19 protein-coding genes are annotated in these 17,865 nt (G+C 57.9%); 14 read left to right on the top strand and 5 right to left on the bottom strand.

Translation table 11 applies throughout. The features are described 5' to 3' along the window. Positions 1 to 5 precede the first annotated feature (5 nt). Positions 6 to 299 (top strand): hypothetical protein, encoded by a 294-nt coding sequence (locus DBR46_RS08775; RefSeq protein ID WP_124525845.1) that lies wholly within the window; start codon positions 6 to 8, stop codon positions 297 to 299. Here DBR46_RS08775 and DBR46_RS30205 read toward each other — a convergent pair. Next, a complete protein-coding gene (locus DBR46_RS30205) occupies positions 283 to 426 on the bottom strand; it encodes a hypothetical protein (RefSeq protein WP_158619150.1) in 144 nt (47 codons plus the stop codon). The two genes, DBR46_RS08775 and DBR46_RS30205, sit on opposite strands and share 17 nt — an antisense overlap. Before the next feature lie 1,254 nt (positions 427 to 1,680). Here DBR46_RS30205 and DBR46_RS08770 point away from each other — a divergent pair. The 4 genes from DBR46_RS08770 (at position 1,681) to DBR46_RS08755 (ending at position 4,304) form a co-directional block, all read left to right on the top strand. Continuing rightward, the gene (locus DBR46_RS08770) at positions 1,681 to 2,214 is read left to right on the top strand and encodes a KilA-N domain-containing protein (protein WP_092234267.1); all 534 of its coding nucleotides are present in this window, start codon (positions 1,681 to 1,683) and stop codon (positions 2,212 to 2,214) included. Next, entirely contained in the window at positions 2,211 to 2,528 is a 318-nt protein-coding gene (locus DBR46_RS08765; protein WP_122752626.1) for a hypothetical protein, read from the top strand. Before DBR46_RS08770 ends, DBR46_RS08765 begins: the two co-directional genes overlap by 4 nt. 313 nt (positions 2,529 to 2,841) lie before the next feature. Next, the gene (locus DBR46_RS08760) at positions 2,842 to 3,234 is read left to right on the top strand and encodes a hypothetical protein (protein ID WP_047281081.1); all 393 of its coding nucleotides are present in this window, start codon (positions 2,842 to 2,844) and stop codon (positions 3,232 to 3,234) included. Positions 3,235 to 3,290: 56 nt separating this feature from the next. Beyond that, complete coding sequence (locus DBR46_RS08755; RefSeq protein WP_124525844.1) at positions 3,291 to 4,304, top strand: hypothetical protein; 1,014 nt, start codon at positions 3,291 to 3,293, stop codon at positions 4,302 to 4,304. A 542-nt stretch (positions 4,305 to 4,846) separates the two neighbouring features. Here the strand turns inward: DBR46_RS08755 and nadB are convergent. Then, on the bottom strand, positions 4,847 to 6,454 hold the full coding sequence (nadB, locus tag DBR46_RS08750) for an L-aspartate oxidase (RefSeq protein WP_124525843.1): 1,608 nt from the start codon (positions 6,452 to 6,454) through the stop codon (positions 4,847 to 4,849). Between the two features lie 462 nt (positions 6,455 to 6,916). On the opposite strand from nadB, the gene rpoE reads away from it, so the two are divergent. The 4 genes from rpoE (at position 6,917) to DBR46_RS08730 (ending at position 10,768) form a co-directional block, all read left to right on the top strand. Beyond that, positions 6,917 to 7,498 carry an RNA polymerase sigma factor RpoE gene (gene rpoE, locus DBR46_RS08745; protein WP_003172477.1) on the top strand — a complete coding sequence of 194 codons (582 nt, stop codon included), beginning with the start codon at positions 6,917 to 6,919 and terminating at the stop codon, positions 7,496 to 7,498. 32 nt (positions 7,499 to 7,530) lie between these two features. Beyond that, on the top strand, positions 7,531 to 8,118 hold the full coding sequence (locus tag DBR46_RS08740) for a sigma-E factor negative regulatory protein (RefSeq protein ID WP_016975168.1): 588 nt from the start codon (positions 7,531 to 7,533) through the stop codon (positions 8,116 to 8,118). Positions 8,119 to 8,133: 15 nt separating this feature from the next. Then, positions 8,134 to 9,096, top strand: coding sequence for a MucB/RseB C-terminal domain-containing protein (locus DBR46_RS08735; protein WP_124525842.1), 963 nt, complete (start codon positions 8,134 to 8,136; stop codon positions 9,094 to 9,096). 235 nt (positions 9,097 to 9,331) lie between these two features. Further along, positions 9,332 to 10,768 (top strand): DegQ family serine endoprotease, encoded by a 1,437-nt coding sequence (locus DBR46_RS08730; protein ID WP_124525841.1) that lies wholly within the window; start codon positions 9,332 to 9,334, stop codon positions 10,766 to 10,768. 67 nt (positions 10,769 to 10,835) lie between these two features. Here the strand turns inward: DBR46_RS08730 and DBR46_RS08725 are convergent, their stop codons facing one another. Beyond that, entirely contained in the window at positions 10,836 to 12,269 is a 1,434-nt protein-coding gene (locus tag DBR46_RS08725) for a M48 family metalloprotease (protein WP_017736335.1), read from the bottom strand. A gap of 95 nt (positions 12,270 to 12,364) precedes the next feature. Between DBR46_RS08725 and DBR46_RS08720 the strand changes: the two genes are divergently transcribed. Together DBR46_RS08720 and DBR46_RS08715 are read left to right on the top strand one after the other, a co-directional pair. Beyond that, a complete protein-coding gene (locus DBR46_RS08720) occupies positions 12,365 to 12,604 on the top strand; it encodes a sulfurtransferase TusA family protein (protein WP_064451315.1) in 240 nt (79 codons plus the stop codon). A 31-nt stretch (positions 12,605 to 12,635) separates the two neighbouring features. Then, positions 12,636 to 13,706 (top strand): AI-2E family transporter, encoded by a 1,071-nt coding sequence (locus tag DBR46_RS08715; RefSeq protein ID WP_124525840.1) that lies wholly within the window; start codon positions 12,636 to 12,638, stop codon positions 13,704 to 13,706. A gap of 45 nt (positions 13,707 to 13,751) precedes the next feature. Here the strand turns inward: DBR46_RS08715 and DBR46_RS08710 are convergent, their stop codons facing one another. Continuing rightward, positions 13,752 to 14,225, bottom strand: a complete 474-nt coding sequence (locus tag DBR46_RS08710; protein ID WP_124525839.1) for a peroxiredoxin — start codon at positions 14,223 to 14,225, stop codon at positions 13,752 to 13,754. 10 nt (positions 14,226 to 14,235) lie between these two features. Beyond that, complete coding sequence (locus DBR46_RS08705) at positions 14,236 to 14,796, bottom strand: glycine cleavage system protein R (protein WP_017137336.1); 561 nt, start codon at positions 14,794 to 14,796, stop codon at positions 14,236 to 14,238. A 273-nt stretch (positions 14,797 to 15,069) separates the two neighbouring features. Here DBR46_RS08705 and dapA point away from each other — a divergent pair, with 273 nt between their 5' ends. From dapA to DBR46_RS08690, 3 genes are read left to right on the top strand one after another with little or no spacing between them, the layout of a single operon-like run. Further along, complete coding sequence (gene dapA / locus DBR46_RS08700; protein WP_124525838.1) at positions 15,070 to 15,948, top strand: 4-hydroxy-tetrahydrodipicolinate synthase; 879 nt, start codon at positions 15,070 to 15,072, stop codon at positions 15,946 to 15,948. A 17-nt stretch (positions 15,949 to 15,965) separates the two neighbouring features. Further along, entirely contained in the window at positions 15,966 to 17,081 is a 1,116-nt protein-coding gene (gene bamC / locus DBR46_RS08695) for an outer membrane protein assembly factor BamC (RefSeq protein ID WP_124525837.1), read from the top strand. Positions 17,082 to 17,085: 4 nt separating this feature from the next. Then, entirely contained in the window at positions 17,086 to 17,844 is a 759-nt protein-coding gene (locus DBR46_RS08690; RefSeq protein ID WP_124525836.1) for an MBL fold metallo-hydrolase, read from the top strand. The last annotated feature ends 21 nt before the right edge of the window (positions 17,845 to 17,865 follow it).

Below are 17,865 nucleotides of genomic sequence, written 5' to 3'. Positions count from 1 at the left end.
CTTGTATGGAAACTAATCCCGTTAAGTCTAAGCCTACGCTTGAACTAATACTTGTCGATGACAAGTCGTTAATTGTTGAAGTGACCAGTTATCACCTTAAGTTAAATAGCAAGTTGCATGTCGGTGCTAAAGGGGGAGTGCACAAGCTCGGAACATTCAAAATAAATAGCTCGGCCTGTCAGGGGTGGGAGGCTGTCAAAGCAATAAAATATGTTGTTGGTGAATGTGTGGTGCTGATGGAACACATTCCTAAAACAACCCCGAGGACAATTACTTATAAAGTTAGGCAGGATTTTTAAGCGCAACTTTATGGGTGTCGAACTGGACGTTCTTGTCGGCCACCCTGAGCATGAACTGCTGTTTGTGGCTGTTCAGGTTGCCCGCGCCGCTGGCTTGAAGAAACCAAGTCAGCAGGTCAGCCGTCACGCCGGGTACTCAGGGACATCTGGAGCTATCACATTAGGGTCTATACCAAATGTAGATACCTTACCAAAGCTCCCTAACGTGCAGTCAAGGAGCTGAGTTTTTACTGAGGCTGCGGCCTATCAGATGCTCCTACGGGGGACGCGCACCAGCCTCTGAGCCGTTCCGAAAGTGGGTCACAGAGGAAGTCCTACAGACCATTCGCAAGACTGGCCCCTACAGCGCAGGTGAGTCCACAAACCCAATCGCAATGGGGATTATTTGAACATCTTGAAAACGTCCCACACGACAGCTCCAATGAATGCAAACCCAGAGATTGCCCATAGAGCCTGCATGATTTTGCGCCGTGCCACATTGATTGACGGTCGCATGCCTGAGGTGATTAGCGTTGCTACGAAGTTGATTACCAATTGGGCACCCATCAGTTTGAGGATGAGGAGTGTGTAAGGCATTGAGTCTCCTTGGTTAGGTTGCCAAAAGATGTCATTGTGCCACATCTGATTTCATGAAAGTTGTCATATCTAAAATATTTCTTCTTGTCACTTGTCAAGAACTATTTAAAAACCCTCACTAAGGGTACAGGTAGGCAGACACACAGAAATAAATCCTGCCTGTACATTCAGATTCCTACCATTTGACCTGAGACTACAGAGTGCCAAGAGCGATCACCCACAGGGTGACACGCCAACGCTCAACCGTCCCCGGTAAGCAGACTAAGCGTCTGGCTCCAGTAGGGAGGAGCGAACATTGATATTGCTGATCGTAAGTCGGTGCCTTTTAGGGCATCGCTGAGAAGCCTTGCACGGGATTGGGGCCACCGTGTATTGCTCAATGTTCACGGGGACCTTAACTTAAAGATCTTAAAGATTACTCATTGAGAACTATCTAATAATTATCTTTATATAAATCTATTCTTTTGTCTTTAAGAAAGGACTTATAGGTTTCTCTTGGAAGGGATTTGTCTTGCGGCAATAATTACCCCTGCTTGCCGAGAGTAAGATTAAGCAGGGCTGCAAGTGATCGTTTACACCAGTGGTGCTTGGTTTACTTTAAGAGGTTCTCTCGGGCCATGTGAAGCAAGTGGTCGTAAAAACCCTCACTAAGGCTACAGACACACCACGCCCATCGCTGGGCATCACACAGATAATCGCAGAGTCTTCCTGTTTGCTTCTTCATGCCACCGTCCAGAACCTTTGTCGGGTCTCTGCGCTGGGCTGTGGGAGCGAACCTGAGGAAGCAAACAAGAGGAATAGACAAATGATCACTGACATCAAACATAAGCACGCTGGGCACGTCATCATTATAGAAGGTCAAGCATTCAAGGCCAATAATGCAGGGCAGTGGGACCTAACTGATATCTGGCGAACCTTAAAGTTACCAGTAAAGAACGGACCTGCGCAGTGGCGGACCAAGCAGGCTAAACGAATGGAAGCTATGCAAAATTTGCACAGCTCCAATGGTGCAGGCTCATGGGCGACCAAACGCGCAACCCTTGAATATGCGGGCTGGGTCTCGGATGAATTCAAAGATCTTGTCTATGACGCCTTCGAGGCGATCCTTGAGCTACCAGAAGTAGCTTTGATCGTTGCTGACAAGATGGCCTCTTTGGGAAACGATCACAGTGCATCCATCCTCAAGCGCATGACATTCAATAATAAGTGCCAATGGAGCTCTCTGGGGCACCGTAACACCGTACAGGGCCTACGCTCAGCTATCGCTAAAGGCAACCTTACAGAGGCTCAAGCAGCCGCCCTTGCAGCCAGAGACGGCCTAAGAGGATTCGCTAAATGAGCAACTTTAAGAAAACCATTCCGACAACCGCTGAGCTCGCCTTGATTAACAGGGTGTTCACCAAGCCACGCCGGACATCGCTTATTACGATCCGCGCCTTGGTCTCTAAGGTGAATGCTCCAGGCCGTTCGCGTGACCCCGAATTGGGCACCGTTTACGACCTCTCGGTGACGCTTCCCTACATTGGCCTCATAACAAACCAGCGATGTATGGAAGCGCTCAAGGAAGCTCTTGAAGACGGTCTCAGTTTGAAGACGCTTGTTCGCTGTGACTTGTCCATTCCGATGAGCAGTCAGCCGATAATGCTGGCCTGAGAACTGTCGTAAAAAACCTCACTACGGCCACGGGAATCAATCACCCATGGTCTCCTCAAGGTCCCACGATGCGCCCTAAGCGTCAGTAGTGGGCAATCTATGCACCACACCGGAACCTCCTCGCTGTCCGCCATTCAGCACAGAGGCGCTCCTACAGTCCCCGCCAAGTTAACCCCACAGGACTGTGAAACCACCTTCAATCCAATACCTTTAAGCAAACCTTGTTGATCCCGTGCGGGTCTCCTTTCCCCATTGGTCACGCGATCATGGCGGCAAGGTTTGGCTTAAGGGTCTCTCAAAGGAGAACCCCAATATGAAGCTCGACATCCAACTCAGTGACAACTCCTTGACCGTTCAAGGCCAACCCGTGACCAAGGCTTATGCCGAGGGCGTAATGCTCGCAGGTCTTATCGCTGCTGCTGGTAAGAATCACAGTTCGATCACGGCCATCGTGCGCCAGTACATCGAAGCTGGTCTCAGTACCTCAGCATTCCCTGAGCAGACCTCGCTGGCCCGCCAAGAGATCAAAGCAGGTGAAGACCTTCGAGCAGCTCAGCTCCGTGACGCTCAGTTCCACGCAGACCGATGCGCTTCCTATCAGGCACCTACACGCCTTGAAGTGGCTCGGGCTCGTGAAGCCAAAGAGAAACGAGCAGCAGACATCCGGGCACACGGTGCGGCCATTCGCGCAGCTCGTCGTAACTGACAACAGCTAAGCGGGCCACAAAGAACATCACTTCGAACAACTCAAGGAGATCCCACATGAAAACTAACGAATACATCAAGCCCACCAACTGGTCTACCGCTATCACTGAGCAAGGCGGCATCATCCGTTTTAACTCCTCGGCTGAGGTAAAGGACAACGGCGCAACTGGCGCTGAGACGTTCGTTGAGATCCTTACAGAGGGCCTTGACGACTACTTTAACGGCGGTGACTGGGAAGCGGCGGCAGAGGACGCAATCCCCTGTGAGTTCCGCCCTAAGGGCACTGAGCCAACCACACAGCAGATTATGCTGATGCAAGACCGTAGCGTTGAGTTCGATCCCCGTAAATCCATCTACGATGACTCGACCTTTGAGAAGGGTGAGGCAGCCGCTGGTGACTTCCTGTTCTGTGAGGCGACCCCGCACGCCGCTCTGTTCTCTTTCCGTCAAACGTTCTTCGACCACCACATGATTGCTGGTTTCACTGCCAATGGCATGGGTCAGATGGCCGAGAAGATGTTGAAAGACTTTGAGCTGTCTTGTGGGGCGACCATTGCGAAGATCCTGACCAGTGCTGCATCCACCGAGACCAAGGCACTGACTGGCTTATCGAAGAACCCACGCGAACGCGCAGAGGACATCATTGACGGCCTGACCATGAACATCAACCAAGCCGTTGGCACTTCGCTGTCTGACTTTGTGTTGCTGATTCCTGCAAAGGAAGTCGCTGGTCTTGAGCGTGCTGCTCAACGAGCTGGTTTGTCGGATGTAGAGGAGCTATTGGGTTGTGGTACGCAGTTCTATTCTGGTGAAGACCTCGGCATCTTTATGCTTCCTAAAGACATGGCCTCTTTGAGCTTCCGCCAAGATGGTGATGGCGATGTGTGGCAGATCCATGCGACCCGTAACGCCAATGCAGCAGCATGGGACGTAGAGATCATTGGTGTGGCTGATGTAATGGCTCAGGCCAAGGTGCAACTCAAGCTGGCAAACCCAGCCGACCCAGCCGAGAAGCTCCAAGTTGAGCTGGTAGATTTCCCAATGGTCACTCGTGTGACGCTGGGCGAATAGATGGATGAAGTCCTGAGGCTCCCTATGAGGAGTCTTGGGTTCTTTCAGTGATACGTTATTTCATTACGTTAATTGGCTGATTCAAGGAGGGCCCTATGACCATGCGAAAGATGTTCGGTTAGCTGTCCTCAAGGCTATCGTTAAATCTCCCAGCTTCTGGAAGGTAGTCGCCATGATTGCCATAGTCAGCGGGGTCGCCGTGCCTGAGGGTCTCATTGAGCTTACCCACGATCTGTTAAGCGATGTAATGACAGCCATGTAGGGGGCCTGTGTGAAATCTCGTGGGCCATTGGCTCGCAGGTTATTCAGATTTCACACAGGAACTCCTTGAGGTCCCTTTAGAATTTGAGAGAAAAAGCTGAGCGATCACCTTTAATACTCTCTGGGCGCGCTTACCCCCGTAGGCCCTCGCACGCTCGCTCAGGCGCACGATAAGGACCCTTGCGGGCAGGCGATAGGGACCCCAGCGTTGGGACAAATGTGAGCCAAAGCTGTTACAAATCGGGGTCCTATGGTGCTACGCTATGGGCTCCTAACGTGCCTCAAAAGGTCGGTGTAAGGATCGTATCCTTCGCCTCTGGCAGCATCTCTGGATAGTCCAGCGTGTAGTGCAGGCCCCGAGATTCCTTACGTTCCATGGCAGACCTGATCATCAGTTCCGCTACCTGGGCAAGGTTCCTCAGTTCAATCAGGTCTCTGCTTACTCGGTAGTTGCTGTAGAACTCGTCGATCTCATCCAGCAGCAGCCGCACGCGGTGTTGCGCGCGTTGCAGGCGCTTGTTGGTACGCACAATCCCCACGTAGTCCCACATGAAGCGGCGCAACTCGTCCCAGTTGTGGGCGATGATCACGTCTTCGTCCGAATCGGTGACCTGGCTTGCATCCCAGCGGGGCAGGGCGTCTGGCACGGCGATGCGCGGCAGTTGTTCAAGGATGTCCGCCGCCGCCGAGCGGGCGTAGACGAAGCATTCGAGCAGCGAATTGCTGGCCATGCGGTTGGCACCGTGCAGGCCGGTGAAGCTGGTTTCACCAATGGCATACAGGCCGGGCACGTCGGTACGGCCGTGTTGGTCGACCATCACGCCGCCGCAGGTGTAGTGCGCGGCCGGGACCACGGGGATCGGGCCTTTGGTGATGTCGATGTTGAACGTCAGGCAACGCTCGTAGACGGTTGGGAAGTGCGTCTTGATGAAGGCTTCGGGCTTGTGGCTGATGTCCAGGTAGACGCAGTCGATGCCCAGGCGCTTCATTTCATGGTCGATGGCGCGGGCGACGATGTCCCGTGGCGCGAGTTCGGCGCGGGGATCGAAGCGTTGCATGAAACGCTCGCCGTTCGGCAGTTTCAGGTGGGCGCCTTCGCCGCGCAGGGCTTCGGTGATCAGGAAGCTCTTGGCCTGCGGGTGATACAGGCAGGTTGGGTGGAACTGATTGAATTCCAGATTGGCCACCCGGCAGCCCGAGCGCCAGGCCATGGCGATGCCGTCGCCGCAGGCGCCGTCGGGGTTGCTGGTATAGAGGTAGACCTTGGCGGCGCCGCCTGAGGCCAGGATGGTGAAACGTGCGCCGTAGGTATCGACTTCGCCGCTGGCGCGGTTGAGCACGTAGGCGCCGAGGCAGCGCTCGCCGTCCAGGCCCAGGCGTTTTTCGGTGATCAGGTCGACGGCGACGCGTTGCTCCAGCAGTTCGATGTTGGGGCGTTGGCGCGCTTGTTCGAGCAGGGTCGTGAAGATCGCGGCGCCGGTGGCGTCGGCGGCGTGGATGATGCGACGGTGGCTGTGGCCGCCCTCGCGGGTCAGGTGGAACTCGAAACCGCCGTCGTCGCTGCCCGCGTGTTCATCGCGGGTGAACGGCACGCCCTGGTCGATCAGCCATTGGATGGCCTCGCGGCTATGCTCGACGGTGAAGCGTACTGCGTCTTCGTCGCACAGGCCGCCGCCGGCGTTAAGGGTGTCTTCGACGTGGGATTGCACCGTGTCGGTGTCGTCCAGCACGGCGGCGACACCGCCCTGGGCCCAGAATGTCGAGCCGTTGGCCAGGTTGCCTTTGCTCAGTACGGCAATTCGCAGGTGGCCGGGGAGGGTCAGCGCCAGGCTCAAGCCGGCCGCGCCGCTACCGATCACTAGAACATCGTGTTGAAACTGTTGGCTCATTTGAAGGATTCCGCAAAAAGCGATCCAAAGGGCTGGCGCAAACAGGACGCCTGGATCGGCGAATCAAAGGGTCACACGGGCTACTAGTATATAGAGGGGGGGAGCGGCACAATAGCCGGGCATTCGTGGCAATGTGAGATTACGGTGCACGGCGTGGGTAAATCGGCCGGTTATTGAATTGGGAACTTTTTGCATAAGCCCCGACTCAATAGCAGGTTGCCCGAAAGCTGGGAAAACGTTGAGTTTATTGGCCCGTCGGGAGCATTGGACGCGTCAGAAAACCGGCGACAAGATTATTCGCGCAGTCGGCGTTGCCCGTGCTGCGTTTTTCGTGTGTGCCAAATCAGTGCATGCCGGAAACTTGCTTGAAGGGGGAGAACTTTTGCGAAAAGTCCTAGTCTATGTTTGCAAGCCTGATCGTTTAGTTATGCAAGCCTCCTTCAAGTACAACGAGGAGTGTTCATGCTAACCCAGGAAGAGGATCAGCAGCTGGTCGAGCGCGTTCAACGCGGCGACAAGCGCGCATTTGATCTGCTAGTGCTGAAATACCAGCACAAAATTCTCGGGTTGATCGTGCGGTTTGTGCACGACACCCATGAAGCGCAGGACGTTGCACAGGAAGCCTTTATCAAGGCGTACCGTGCACTTGGCAATTTCCGCGGTGACAGTGCGTTTTATACGTGGCTGTACCGCATCGCCATCAACACGGCGAAGAACTATCTGGTGTCTCGCGGACGCCGCCCACCGGATAGCGATGTTAGTTCAGAAGATGCTGAATTCTACGATGGTGATCACGGCCTCAAAGATCTCGAGTCGCCGGAGCGTGCATTGCTGCGCGACGAGATCGAAGGCACCGTTCATCGCACTATTCAGCAACTGCCAGAAGATTTGCGTACAGCGTTAACTTTACGTGAATTTGACGGTCTGAGTTACGAAGACATTGCGAGCGTCATGCAGTGTCCGGTGGGGACTGTACGGTCACGGATTTTCCGGGCCCGGGAAGCCATCGATAAAGCCTTGCAACCGTTGTTGCAGGAAAACTAAAGACAGCGGCGACAGCCAAGAGAGGAACCGCCATGAGTCGTGATGCCCTGCAGGAATCGCTGTCCGCAGTGATGGATAACGAAGCGGATGAACTGGAACTTCGTCGAGTGCTCAACGCATTTGACGACGCCGAAACCCGTGACACCTGGTCTCGTTACCAAGTCGCTCGGGCGGTGATGCACAAGGATCTACTAATCCCTCGTCTGGATATTGCTGCGGCCGTTTCTGCCGCTCTGGCTGATGAAGCCGTTCCGGCAAAAGCTGCTCGTGGTCCATGGCGTAGCCTGGGTCGCCTGGCAGTCGCAGCCTCGGTGACCGTTGCGGTATTGGCAGGTGTTCGCCTGTACAACCAGGACGAAATCGCCGGCGCCGAACTGGCCCAGCAGACTCAGCAACCGGTGATGGCTGGACCCCAGGTCAAAGGCCCAGCGGTACTGGCCGGCTACAAGGAAAGCTCTGACACCACCGGCCCGATGGCCAATGGTGTTCTGCAAGGGCAATCCGGCTGGCAGGACCAGCGTCTTCCAGGCTACCTGCGCCAACACGCTCAGGAATCAGCTCTGAAAGGCACTGAAACCGCTCTGCCCTATGCTCGCGCAGCAAGCCTGGAAAACCGCTAATCCGTAAGGAGCTTTATGCGCGCCATACCGCTCCTTACGCTTTTGCTCAGTAGTTGGTTTGCACTCCCCGCCCACGCCGATGAAGCCCAAGACTGGCTGACTCGACTTGGGCGTGCAGAGCAGCAGCAAAGCTTTCAAGGTACGTTCGTCTACGAGCGTAACGGCAGTTTTTCTACCCATGACATCTGGCATCGCGTCCAGGACGGTCAGGTCCGTGAGCGGCTCTTGCAGCTCGATGGCTCTGCCCAGGAAGTCGTGCGGTTGGATGGCCGCACCCAGTGTGTCAGCGGCGCCCTTGTCGCAGGCCTTGGTAATTCGCGTGATGCACCATCACGTGCGCTCGATCCGCAAAAACTCAATGAATTCTATGAACTGGCCGTCATCGGTAAATCCCGCGTGGCCGGTCGTCATGCGGTGATCGTTTCAATCACGCCGCGTGATCAATACCGTTACGGCTTTGAGCTGCACCTGGACCGTGAAACCGCCTTGCCGCTCAAGTCCCTGTTGCTCAATGACCAGGGGCAGTTGCTGGAGCGTTTCCAGTTCACGCGCTTGAACACGTCGGCCGTGCCCGATGATCGCGATTTGCAGCCCAGCAGCGAATGCAAGGCTATTGCCGCAGTCAACGGTAACGCGCCAGAAGTCGCGTCAACCGATCACTGGCATCTGGAATGGTTGCCCCCGGGTTTTCAACTGACCAACAGCAGTGCCCGCAAAGACACCCAGACAAAAGCCACCGTCGACAGCCTGATGTATGAAGACGGCCTGGCGCGTTTCTCGGTGTTCCTTGAGCCGATAAACGACGCAAGCGTGACTGAGACCCGCACCCAGCTGGGCCCTACGGTTGCCGTCTCGCGCCGCCTGAATACGGTGGACGGTGAGATGATGGTGACGGTTGTTGGCGAAATCCCCATTGGTACCGCCGAACGTATCGCGCTGTCCGTGCGCGGTGAAAAAAAGACCACCGCCCAGCCGTGAGTTGTTAATCCTATGTTCATCCTGAGCTTTCACTGTGAAGCCCATGCCGGGTCGGTTGCCGAGAGCATGAAATGAATGGATCAGCATTTTCACTTGCAAAAATCCCCCATGTTTTTTATAGGTCAGGGCTTGTCGGCCCTGGCCTTGTTTTGTTCGCGGAACAAAAATGTCGGTCGCAGTTTCCGACGTTTCTTGAACCCTGTCGCTCAACCCTGCTCGTCGTAACGGGAGCTGTATGTCGATACCACGTTTGAAGTCTTATCTATCCATAGTCGCCACGGTATTGGTGCTGGGCCAGGCCTTGCCTGCGCAAGCGGCCGAGCTGCCTGACTTCACCCAATTGGTTGAACAGGCCTCGCCTGCGGTGGTGAACATCAGTACCACGCAGAAACTGCCGGATCGCAAAGTCTCCAACCAGCAGATGCCAGACCTGGAAGGCTTGCCGCCGATGCTGCGCGAGTTCTTCGAGCGCGGCATGCCGCAACAGCGTTCCCCGCGCGGTGGCGGTGGCCAGCGTGAGGCCCAGTCCCTGGGGTCGGGTTTCATCATCTCGCCGGATGGCTACATCCTCACCAACAACCACGTGATTGCCGACGCTGACGAGATCCTCGTACGCCTGGCGGATCGCAGTGAGCTGAAAGCCAAGCTGGTGGGCACGGATCCGCGCTCCGACGTGGCCTTGCTGAAGATCGAAGGCAAAGACCTGCCAGTGCTGAAGCTGGGTAAATCCCAGGACTTGAAAGCCGGGCAGTGGGTTGTCGCCATCGGTTCACCGTTCGGCTTTGACCACACTGTGACCCAAGGCATCGTCAGCGCCATTGGCCGCAGCTTGCCGAACGAGAACTACGTGCCGTTCATCCAGACCGACGTGCCGATCAACCCGGGCAACTCCGGTGGTCCGCTGTTCAACCTGGCCGGCGAAGTCGTGGGCATCAACTCACAGATCTACACCCGTTCCGGTGGTTTCATGGGCGTGTCGTTCGCCATCCCGATCGATGTGGCCATGGACGTTTCCAATCAGCTGAAAAGCGGTGGCAAGGTCAGCCGTGGCTGGTTGGGCGTGGTGATCCAGGAAGTGAACAAGGATCTGGCTGAGTCGTTTGGTCTCGACAAACCGGCGGGTGCCCTGGTTGCACAGATCCAGGACGACGGCCCAGCGGCCAAAGGTGGTCTGCAGGTGGGTGACGTGATCTTGACCATGAACGGTCAGCCGATCGTCATGTCGGCGGATCTGCCGCACCTGGTCGGCGCACTCAAGGCCGGCAGCAAGGCCAAGCTGGAAGTGATCCGCGAAGGCAAGCGCCAGAACGTTGAGCTGACAGTCGGTGCCATCCCGGAAGAGGGCGCCACGCTGGATGCCCTGGGCAACGCCAAGTCGGGCGCCGAGCGCAGCAGCAATCGCCTGGGCATTGCCGTGGTCGAGCTGACCGATGAGCAGAAAAAGAGCTTCGACCTCAAGAGTGGCGTGGTGATCAAGGAAGTGCAGGACGGTCCTGCGTCCCTGATTGGCCTGCAACCAGGTGACGTCATCACCCACCTGAACAATCAGGCGATCGACAGCACCAAGCAGTTCACCGACATCGCCAAGGCGCTGCCGAAGAATCGCTCGGTGTCGATGCGTGTGTTGCGTCAGGGACGTGCCAGCTTCATCACCTTCAAGCTGGCCGAGTAATCCGCTAGCTCAATAAAAAGCCCCGCCTTCGGTTAATGAAGGCGGGGCTTTTTTGTGGGCGATGGGTTTAGCTCATCATCCCTTTCACCAAGCGTTCCTGTTCGATCAGCTCACGCTGGCGCGCGTCGATGCGTGACGACAGCGGGAAGTTGCTGCCCGCCCGGCGTTTGGCGAAGTCCAGTTGCTGAATGGCCTGCTGGAAGTCGCCCACCAACGCGAAATACTCGGCGCGTGCCTGGTGCAGGCCAATGATGTTGCCGGACAAGCCGCGCGTCTCGGCGACTTGATACCAGACATCGGGATCATCAGGGCGGGATTTAAGCAGGCCGTCCAAGGCCTTCTCCGCCTCGGCGGTGCGGTTTTGCTTGAGCAGCAGGTCTACCCGGATCTGATTCAGCGGGTAATTGCCGGGATACTGGGTCAGCATTCGATCGGTACGCTGCTGGGCATCGGGCAGATGGTTGTTGTCGATTTCCAGCTGGATCAGCGCCAGGTTGTAAGTGATGTCGTTCGGCGCCTTGGCAAGCAGCGCCGTCAGGTTCTCTCGCGCTTGTTTGAACTGGGAGCCTTTGATCTGCGCAATGGCCAGGCCGTAGCGCGCCACATCGTTCTTGGGGTTCTCGTCCAATTGCGCCTGGAACCGTTTGGCGGCGAGGCCTGAAGTGTCTTCGTATTGCAGCTGCACCCGTGCACGAATCAATTGATAGCGCAGGCTGTCTTCCTTGCCACCAGGTTTGGCTTGCTCGGCGCGGTTGCGGGTGTCGGCGATCCGCGATTCGGTCACCGGGTGCGTCAGCAGGAATTCCGGCGGCTTGGCGTCAAAGCGGTATTGGCGCCCCAAACGTTCGAACATGGACGGCATGGAGCGTGGGTCGTAGCCGGCTTTTTCCAGGTTGAGGATGCCAATGCGGTCCGCCTCTTGTTCGTTCTGGCGCGAGAATCGGCGTTGCTCCTGGATGGCGGCAGCCTGGGTGCCGGCAATTGCGGCAATGCCGGCGTCGCCTGCACCGGCAGCAGCAGCGATGATGCCGCCGAGCAGGGCGGCCATCATCGGGATCTGCATGCGTTGCTGGGCTTCAACGCCCCGTGCGAAATGGCGTTGCGACAAGTGCGCCAATTCGTGGGCCAGTACCGAGGCGTACTCGCCTTCGGTCTGCGCGTTGAGGAACAGGCCGCCGTTGACCCCGACGATCCCGCCTGGCGCTGCAAAGGCGTTGAGCTGCGGGCTGTTGATCAGGATGAACTCCAGGCGCCGGTCATTGACCTGGCTGGTCTCCACCAGTTTGTACACGCTGGTTTCGACGTAATCCTTGAGCTGCGGATCATTGAGCTGTGAGACCTGGCCGCGCAGGTAGGCCAGCCACGCACGGCCCAGCTGGTATTCCTGTTGAGGCGAGACAATGGCAGAACTGGCGTCGCCAAGTGACGGCAGGTCGTCAGCGAAGCCTGGGGAGGCCAGCAGGCAAGCCAGCGTCAGCAGGGTGGGGCGCAAAAAAGTCATGCACAGAGCCTTTCGACAAAGAGCTTACTGTAGCCGGACACTGAGCTTCGGACCAGATATTCTAAGCAGCCCAAACGGATGCCCGGAGTAAAACCATGACCGACGCTGTAGCCTTCGATGCCGAACTCGATGCCAGCGGCCTCAATTGCCCGTTGCCCTTGCTCAAGGCCAAGCTGGAACTCAACCGATTGGCCAGCGGCGCAGTGCTCAAGGTCATCGCCACGGACGCAGGCTCCCAGCGGGATTTCCGGACGTTTGCCAGGTTGGCCGGTCATACCCTGTTGCACGAAGAAGACGCCGCCGGTGTGTACCGCTACTGGTTGCGCAAGGCCTGAAAAAATAGCCCCACCACGCCGAGGTTGATTGATGTTCAAAGTGTTACGAGACTGGATTCAGCGCTATTTCTCCGATGAAGAAGCGGTGGTGCTGGCGGTCCTGCTGTTTCTCGCCTTTACGGCGGTGCTCACCTTGGGCGGCATGCTGGCGCCGGTATTGGCGGGGATGGTGCTGGCCTACCTGATGCAGGGCCTGGTCACCACCCTGGAGCGTTTGCGCTTGCCGGGCGGCGCGGCGGTGGGGTTGGTGTTCGCGTTGTTCATGGGGCTGCTGGTGCTGTTTATCGTGGTGGTGCTGCCGTTGCTGTGGCACCAACTGATCACCTTGTTCAACGAACTGCCCGGCATGCTCGCCAAGTGGCAGTCGTTGTTGCTGTTGTTGCCGGAGCGTTACCCGCACCTGGTGTCGGATGAGCAGGTGTTGCAGGCCATTGAAGTGGCGCGCGGCGAGATCGGAAAGTTCGGGCAATGGGCGCTGACCTTTTCCCTGTCCAGCCTGCCGTTGCTGGTCAACATCATGATCTACCTGGTGCTGGTGCCGATCCTGGTGTTTTTCTTCCTCAAGGACCGCGCCATGATCGGCCGCTGGGTGCGTGGCTACCTGCCGCGCGAACGGGCGTTGATCACTCGCGTGGCAGAGGAAATGAATCGGCAGATCGCCAACTACATCCGTGGCAAGGTCATCGAAATCATCATCTGCGGCGGCGTGACCTACATCGCCTTCATCGCCCTGGACCTGAACTACGCCGCGCTGCTGGCCTTGCTGGTGGGGTTGTCGGTGGTGGTGCCCTATGTCGGCGCCGTGGTGGTGACGGTGCCGGTGACGTTGATCGCGTTGTTCCAGTGGGGCTGGAGCGACCAGTTCATCTACCTGATGGCGGTCTACGGGATTATCCAGACCCTGGACGGCAACGTGCTCGTGCCGCTGCTGTTCTCGGAGGCGGTCAACCTGCATCCGGTAGCGATCATCTGTGCGGTGTTGTTGTTTGGCGGGTTGTGGGGATTCTGGGGCGTGTTCTTTGCGATTCCCCTGGCGACGCTGTTCAAGGCGGTGCTGGATGCGTGGCCTCGGCAAGAGCCAGTGGTAGCACCGCTGTTGTAGCTGTAGGGCCTTCTGTGGTGAGGGAGCAAGCTCCCTCACCACAATTTATGCCTTGTTCAACGCCTGGGCTGCCGCCAAGACGGCATCCACATGCCCAGGCACTTTCACGCCGCGCCACTCCTGACGCAGCACGCCGTCCTTGTCGATCAGGAATGTGCTGCGATCCACACCCAGGTATTCCTTGCCATACAGTTTCTTCAGTTTGATCACATCAAACAGCTGGCAAACCGCCTCGTCCTTGTCGCTGATCAGCTCGAAGGGGAATTCCTGCTTGGCCTTGAAGTTCTCGTGGGACTTCACGCTGTCTCGCGATACGCCAAACACTTCGGTGTTGGCGGCCTTGAACGCCGCGTACTGGTCGCGGAAACCCTGGCCTTCGGTGGTGCAGCCCGGCGTGCTGTCCTTCGGGTAGAAGTAGATCACCACTTGCTTGCCCTTGAGGGCGGCGAGGCTGAAGGTCTGGCCGCTGGTGGCCTGGGCTTCGAAATCGGCTACGGGTGTGTCGATGACAACCGGCATGGAGCGTTCCTTACATTGGGTTCTGTGGGCGCCAAGGCTCGATCAGTGCGTCGAGGTTCAATGCATCGGCGAAGTCCAGGAACTGATCGCGCAACCAGCTGATCTGCACGCCGGCCGGCAAGGTTACGGTGAACGTGGCGTTGAGCATGGTGCCGCCGGTTTGTGGCGCCTGGTAGGTGTCGCAGGTCAGGTTCTCCAGCTCGACGTTGTGGTCGATAAAGAACTGGCACAGCTCGTTGACGATGTCCGAGCGGTAGGCCGAGCTGACATAGGCCACATAGGGCAGGGCCTGCGGGCGGTTTTCCAGGGCGGCGCTGCGCACCACGTTGACGGTGAAATTGTGTTTCTTGGCCAGGCCAGGCAGACCGGTTTCCAGGCGCGCCAGGGCGTCCCAGGAACCGGAGATCTGCAGGACCAGTGCACTGCACTCGCCGTGGCGGGTCAGGCGGGAGGTCACGACGGCGCAGCGGTTCTCATGGCTGGCGCGGCACAGGACGTTGGTCAGCTCCATGGGGTTGGCGCCGAGGGCACTGATAACAAGGAATTGTTCGCGAACTGTGGGGGTGGACATGCAGCCTTCCTAAAGCGATGAGCGGTCGATACCGCGTGGGCTGTATCGATCAAAGGCTGAAGGGTAGCGAAAAGCGCAGCCAAGGGCTAGGAGGTGGCGTTTTCATTGCGTGAACGGCTGGTTTTTGCCCCGCTTGAAGGCAGGCTTTGGCCCAATGATGGCATTGCCCGTCGTTTAGTTGCGCCAGAACGCATCCTCAGGCGGTACTTCGCTTGTGCAAGCATCTTGGCGCCAGTACCATTACGGCTCTCTTTTTCCGGCAGGAGCGGTTGCATGATTGCGGGCAGTATGGTGGCACTGGTCACACCCATGGATGCACAAGGTCATCTCGACTGGGACAGCCTGGGCAAACTGGTGGACTTCCACCTGCAAGAAGGCACCAACGCCATTGTGGCCGTCGGCACCACTGGTGAGTCGGCCACCCTCGATGTGGAAGAACACATCCAGGTCATCGAATTCGTGGTCAAGCGCGTTGCGGGCCGTATTGCCGTGATCGCCGGTACGGGCGCCAACTCGACGCGTGAAGCGATCGAGCTGACCAAGAACGCCAAGAAGGCCGGCGCCGATGCCTGCCTGCTGGTGACCCCGTACTACAACAAGCCGACCCAGGAAGGCCTGTACCAACACTTCCGCACCATTGCCGAAGCGGTTGATATCCCGCAGATCCTCTACAACGTGCCGGGCCGCACCGCTTGCGACATGCAGGCCGCGACCGTGATCCGCCTGTCCACCGTGCCGAACATCATCGGTATCAAGGAAGCCACCGGCGATCTGCAGCGCGCCAAGGACATCCTGGCCGGCGTGAGCAGCGATTTCCTGCTGTATTCCGGTGACGACGCTACTGCGGTCGAGCTGATCCTGCTGGGCGGCAAGGGCAACATCTCCGTGACCGCCAACGTGGCCCCGCGTGCCATGAGCGAAATGTGCGCCGCCGCCATCGCCGGTGACGCCGTGACCGCGCGTGCGATCCACGAGAAGCTGATGCCGCTCAACAAGACACTGTTTATCGAATCCAACCCTATTCCCGTGAAATGGGCGCTGACTGAAATGGGCATGATGCCGGACGGTATCCGTCTGCCGCTCACCCGTCTCAGCGAAGCCTGTCACGAACCGCTGCGACAGGCCCTGCGCCAGTCCGGCGTCCTGGTTTAATTGAGGAAGCACTACGCATGAAGCGATTGGCCGGACTTTCCGCACTTGCCTTGATTATCTCCAGCACCAGTGGCTGCGGTTGGATCTGGGGCCCGGAAGGCTACTTCCGTGACCGCGGCAGCGATTACCTGGAAGCACAAGCAACCAAACCGATGCAACTGCCGCCGGACGTCAACGTCGCCAAGCGCCTTGACCCGTTGCTGCCGATCCCGCGCAACGTTGCCGACGACACCACCAAGGGTGAGTACGTCGTGCCACGTCCACAGCCGATCTCGGCCGTGGCGGATGCCAGCGACTACAGCCTGCAAAAAAGCGGTGATTCGCGCTGGATCGTAGCGCAGCGCCCACCTGCCGAAGTCTGGCCGGTGGCCGTGCAGTTCTTCCAGGACAACGGTTTCCGCATCGACCAGCAGCGCCCGCAGACTGGTGAATTCACCACGGCATGGCAGCAGGGCAGCGAACTGTCCGCCACCATGGCCAAGCGCCTGCAAGCCGGTGGTGTAGCCGCCGATAGCGAAGCCCGTGTGCGTGTGCGCATCGAGCCAGGCGTGCAGCGTAATACCAGTGAAGTCTATGTGGTCAGCGCCGAGCGTCCTGCCGGCAGCACGGCCAACGTTGATTTCACCAACCGTTCGGTCAACACCGGTGTCGACTCGGCATTGGTCGACGAGATGCTGGCCAGCATGAGCCGTATCTCCGAGAAGGGCGGTTCGGTTTCCCTTCTCGCGGCACGTGATTACGACACTCCGAGCCGTGTCAGCCTCACCGAAGACGGCAGCGGCAACGTGGTGCTGAACCTCGGCGAAGACCTGGACCGTGCATGGGCCAGCGTTGGTCGTGCCCTGGAGCAGGGCCCTTGGCGTGTTGAAGACATCAACCGCAGCCTGGGCCTCTACTACATCAACGTGGCTGAAAAGGCCGAGCGTAAAGATGAAGAGCCAGGTTTCTTCAGCAAATTGTTTGGCAGTGCGCCGACCAAAGAAGAGATCGAGACCCGTGCCGAGCGTTACCAGGTTCGTTTGAGCAAGGTTGGCGAAAGCGTGCAAGTCACCGTCGAGAAGAACATCAACACCGTTGCGCCAGCTGAAACAGCGCGCAAAGTGTTGGGCGTGATTCAGGACAACCTGGGCTGATCCGATGCGTTTTGCCGTTCTCGGCAGCGGTAGCCAAGGGAACGGCACGCTGGTCGCACATGACGACACGTATGTGCTGGTGGATTGTGGTTTCTCGTTAAAAGAAACCGAGCGACGCCTGCTGCGCCTGGGGGTTCACCCCGCGCAGCTGAGCGCGATACTGGTGACCCACGAACATGCCGACCACGTGCATGGCGTGGGTTTGCTGTCTCGGCGCTACAATCTTCCGGTGTACCTCAGTCGCGGCACCTTGCGCGGGATGCGCAAACCCATAGAGCCCGCAGGTTTCCTGGCCGGTGGTGAGCAGCTGCAAATCGGTGCCCTGGGCATCGATGTGATTGCCGTCGCCCACGATGCCCACGAACCGACGCAGTATGTCTTCAGTGGTGGCGAGCGACGTTTCGGCGTGCTCACCGACCTGGGTTCCTACTGCTCCAAGGTACTGGACGGTTACCGCGACCTCGATGCGTTGATGATCGAGTCCAACCACTGCCGAGACCTGCTGGCGCGTGGTCATTACCCTCGCTTTCTCAAGCAGCGGGTGGGCGGCGAACTGGGACATTTGAACAACCACCAGGCGGCGTACCTGGTGTACGAGTTGGGCTGGCAAGACCTGCAACACCTGGTCCTGGCCCACTTGAGCAGCAAGAACAACCTGCCGACGCTTGCCCGGCAATGTTTTGTCGACACCCTCGGGTGCGACCCGGACTGGCTGCAACTGGCCGATCAAGATTCAGGGCTCGACTGGCGACACATCGCCTAGCCCACCTCACTCAAAGCGGAG

Origin of the sequence: Pseudomonas sp. KBW05, from assembly GCF_003852405.1 — a bacterium.
In the GTDB taxonomy this organism is placed as follows: Bacteria; Pseudomonadota; Gammaproteobacteria; order Pseudomonadales; family Pseudomonadaceae; genus Aquipseudomonas.
Note: the sequence above shows the minus strand (reverse complement) of the source record. Positions and strands in the feature narration are given on the sequence as shown.

What these genes read in the sequence shown, in the direction of transcription:
- DBR46_RS08775 (WP_124525845.1), top strand. Translation starts at nt 6, where the DNA reads ATGGAAACTAATCCCGTTAAGTCTAAGCCTACGCTTGAACTAATACTT.
- DBR46_RS08770 (WP_092234267.1), top strand. Translation starts at nt 1,681, where the DNA reads ATGATCACTGACATCAAACATAAGCACGCTGGGCACGTCATCATTATA.
- DBR46_RS08765 (WP_122752626.1), top strand. Translation starts at nt 2,211, where the DNA reads ATGAGCAACTTTAAGAAAACCATTCCGACAACCGCTGAGCTCGCCTTG.
- DBR46_RS08760 (WP_047281081.1), top strand. Translation starts at nt 2,842, where the DNA reads ATGAAGCTCGACATCCAACTCAGTGACAACTCCTTGACCGTTCAAGGC.
- DBR46_RS08755 (WP_124525844.1), top strand. Translation starts at nt 3,291, where the DNA reads ATGAAAACTAACGAATACATCAAGCCCACCAACTGGTCTACCGCTATC.
- nadB (WP_124525843.1), bottom strand. Translation starts at nt 6,454, where the DNA reads ATGAGCCAACAGTTTCAACACGATGTTCTAGTGATCGGTAGCGGCGCG.
- rpoE (WP_003172477.1), top strand. Translation starts at nt 6,917, where the DNA reads ATGCTAACCCAGGAAGAGGATCAGCAGCTGGTCGAGCGCGTTCAACGC.
- DBR46_RS08740 (WP_016975168.1), top strand. Translation starts at nt 7,531, where the DNA reads ATGAGTCGTGATGCCCTGCAGGAATCGCTGTCCGCAGTGATGGATAAC.
- DBR46_RS08735 (WP_124525842.1), top strand. Translation starts at nt 8,134, where the DNA reads ATGCGCGCCATACCGCTCCTTACGCTTTTGCTCAGTAGTTGGTTTGCA.
- DBR46_RS08730 (WP_124525841.1), top strand. Translation starts at nt 9,332, where the DNA reads ATGTCGATACCACGTTTGAAGTCTTATCTATCCATAGTCGCCACGGTA.
- DBR46_RS08725 (WP_017736335.1), bottom strand. Translation starts at nt 12,269, where the DNA reads ATGACTTTTTTGCGCCCCACCCTGCTGACGCTGGCTTGCCTGCTGGCC.
- DBR46_RS08720 (WP_064451315.1), top strand. Translation starts at nt 12,365, where the DNA reads ATGACCGACGCTGTAGCCTTCGATGCCGAACTCGATGCCAGCGGCCTC.
- DBR46_RS08715 (WP_124525840.1), top strand. Translation starts at nt 12,636, where the DNA reads ATGTTCAAAGTGTTACGAGACTGGATTCAGCGCTATTTCTCCGATGAA.
- DBR46_RS08710 (WP_124525839.1), bottom strand. Translation starts at nt 14,225, where the DNA reads ATGCCGGTTGTCATCGACACACCCGTAGCCGATTTCGAAGCCCAGGCC.
- DBR46_RS08705 (WP_017137336.1), bottom strand. Translation starts at nt 14,796, where the DNA reads ATGTCCACCCCCACAGTTCGCGAACAATTCCTTGTTATCAGTGCCCTC.
- dapA (WP_124525838.1), top strand. Translation starts at nt 15,070, where the DNA reads ATGATTGCGGGCAGTATGGTGGCACTGGTCACACCCATGGATGCACAA.
- bamC (WP_124525837.1), top strand. Translation starts at nt 15,966, where the DNA reads ATGAAGCGATTGGCCGGACTTTCCGCACTTGCCTTGATTATCTCCAGC.
- DBR46_RS08690 (WP_124525836.1), top strand. Translation starts at nt 17,086, where the DNA reads ATGCGTTTTGCCGTTCTCGGCAGCGGTAGCCAAGGGAACGGCACGCTG.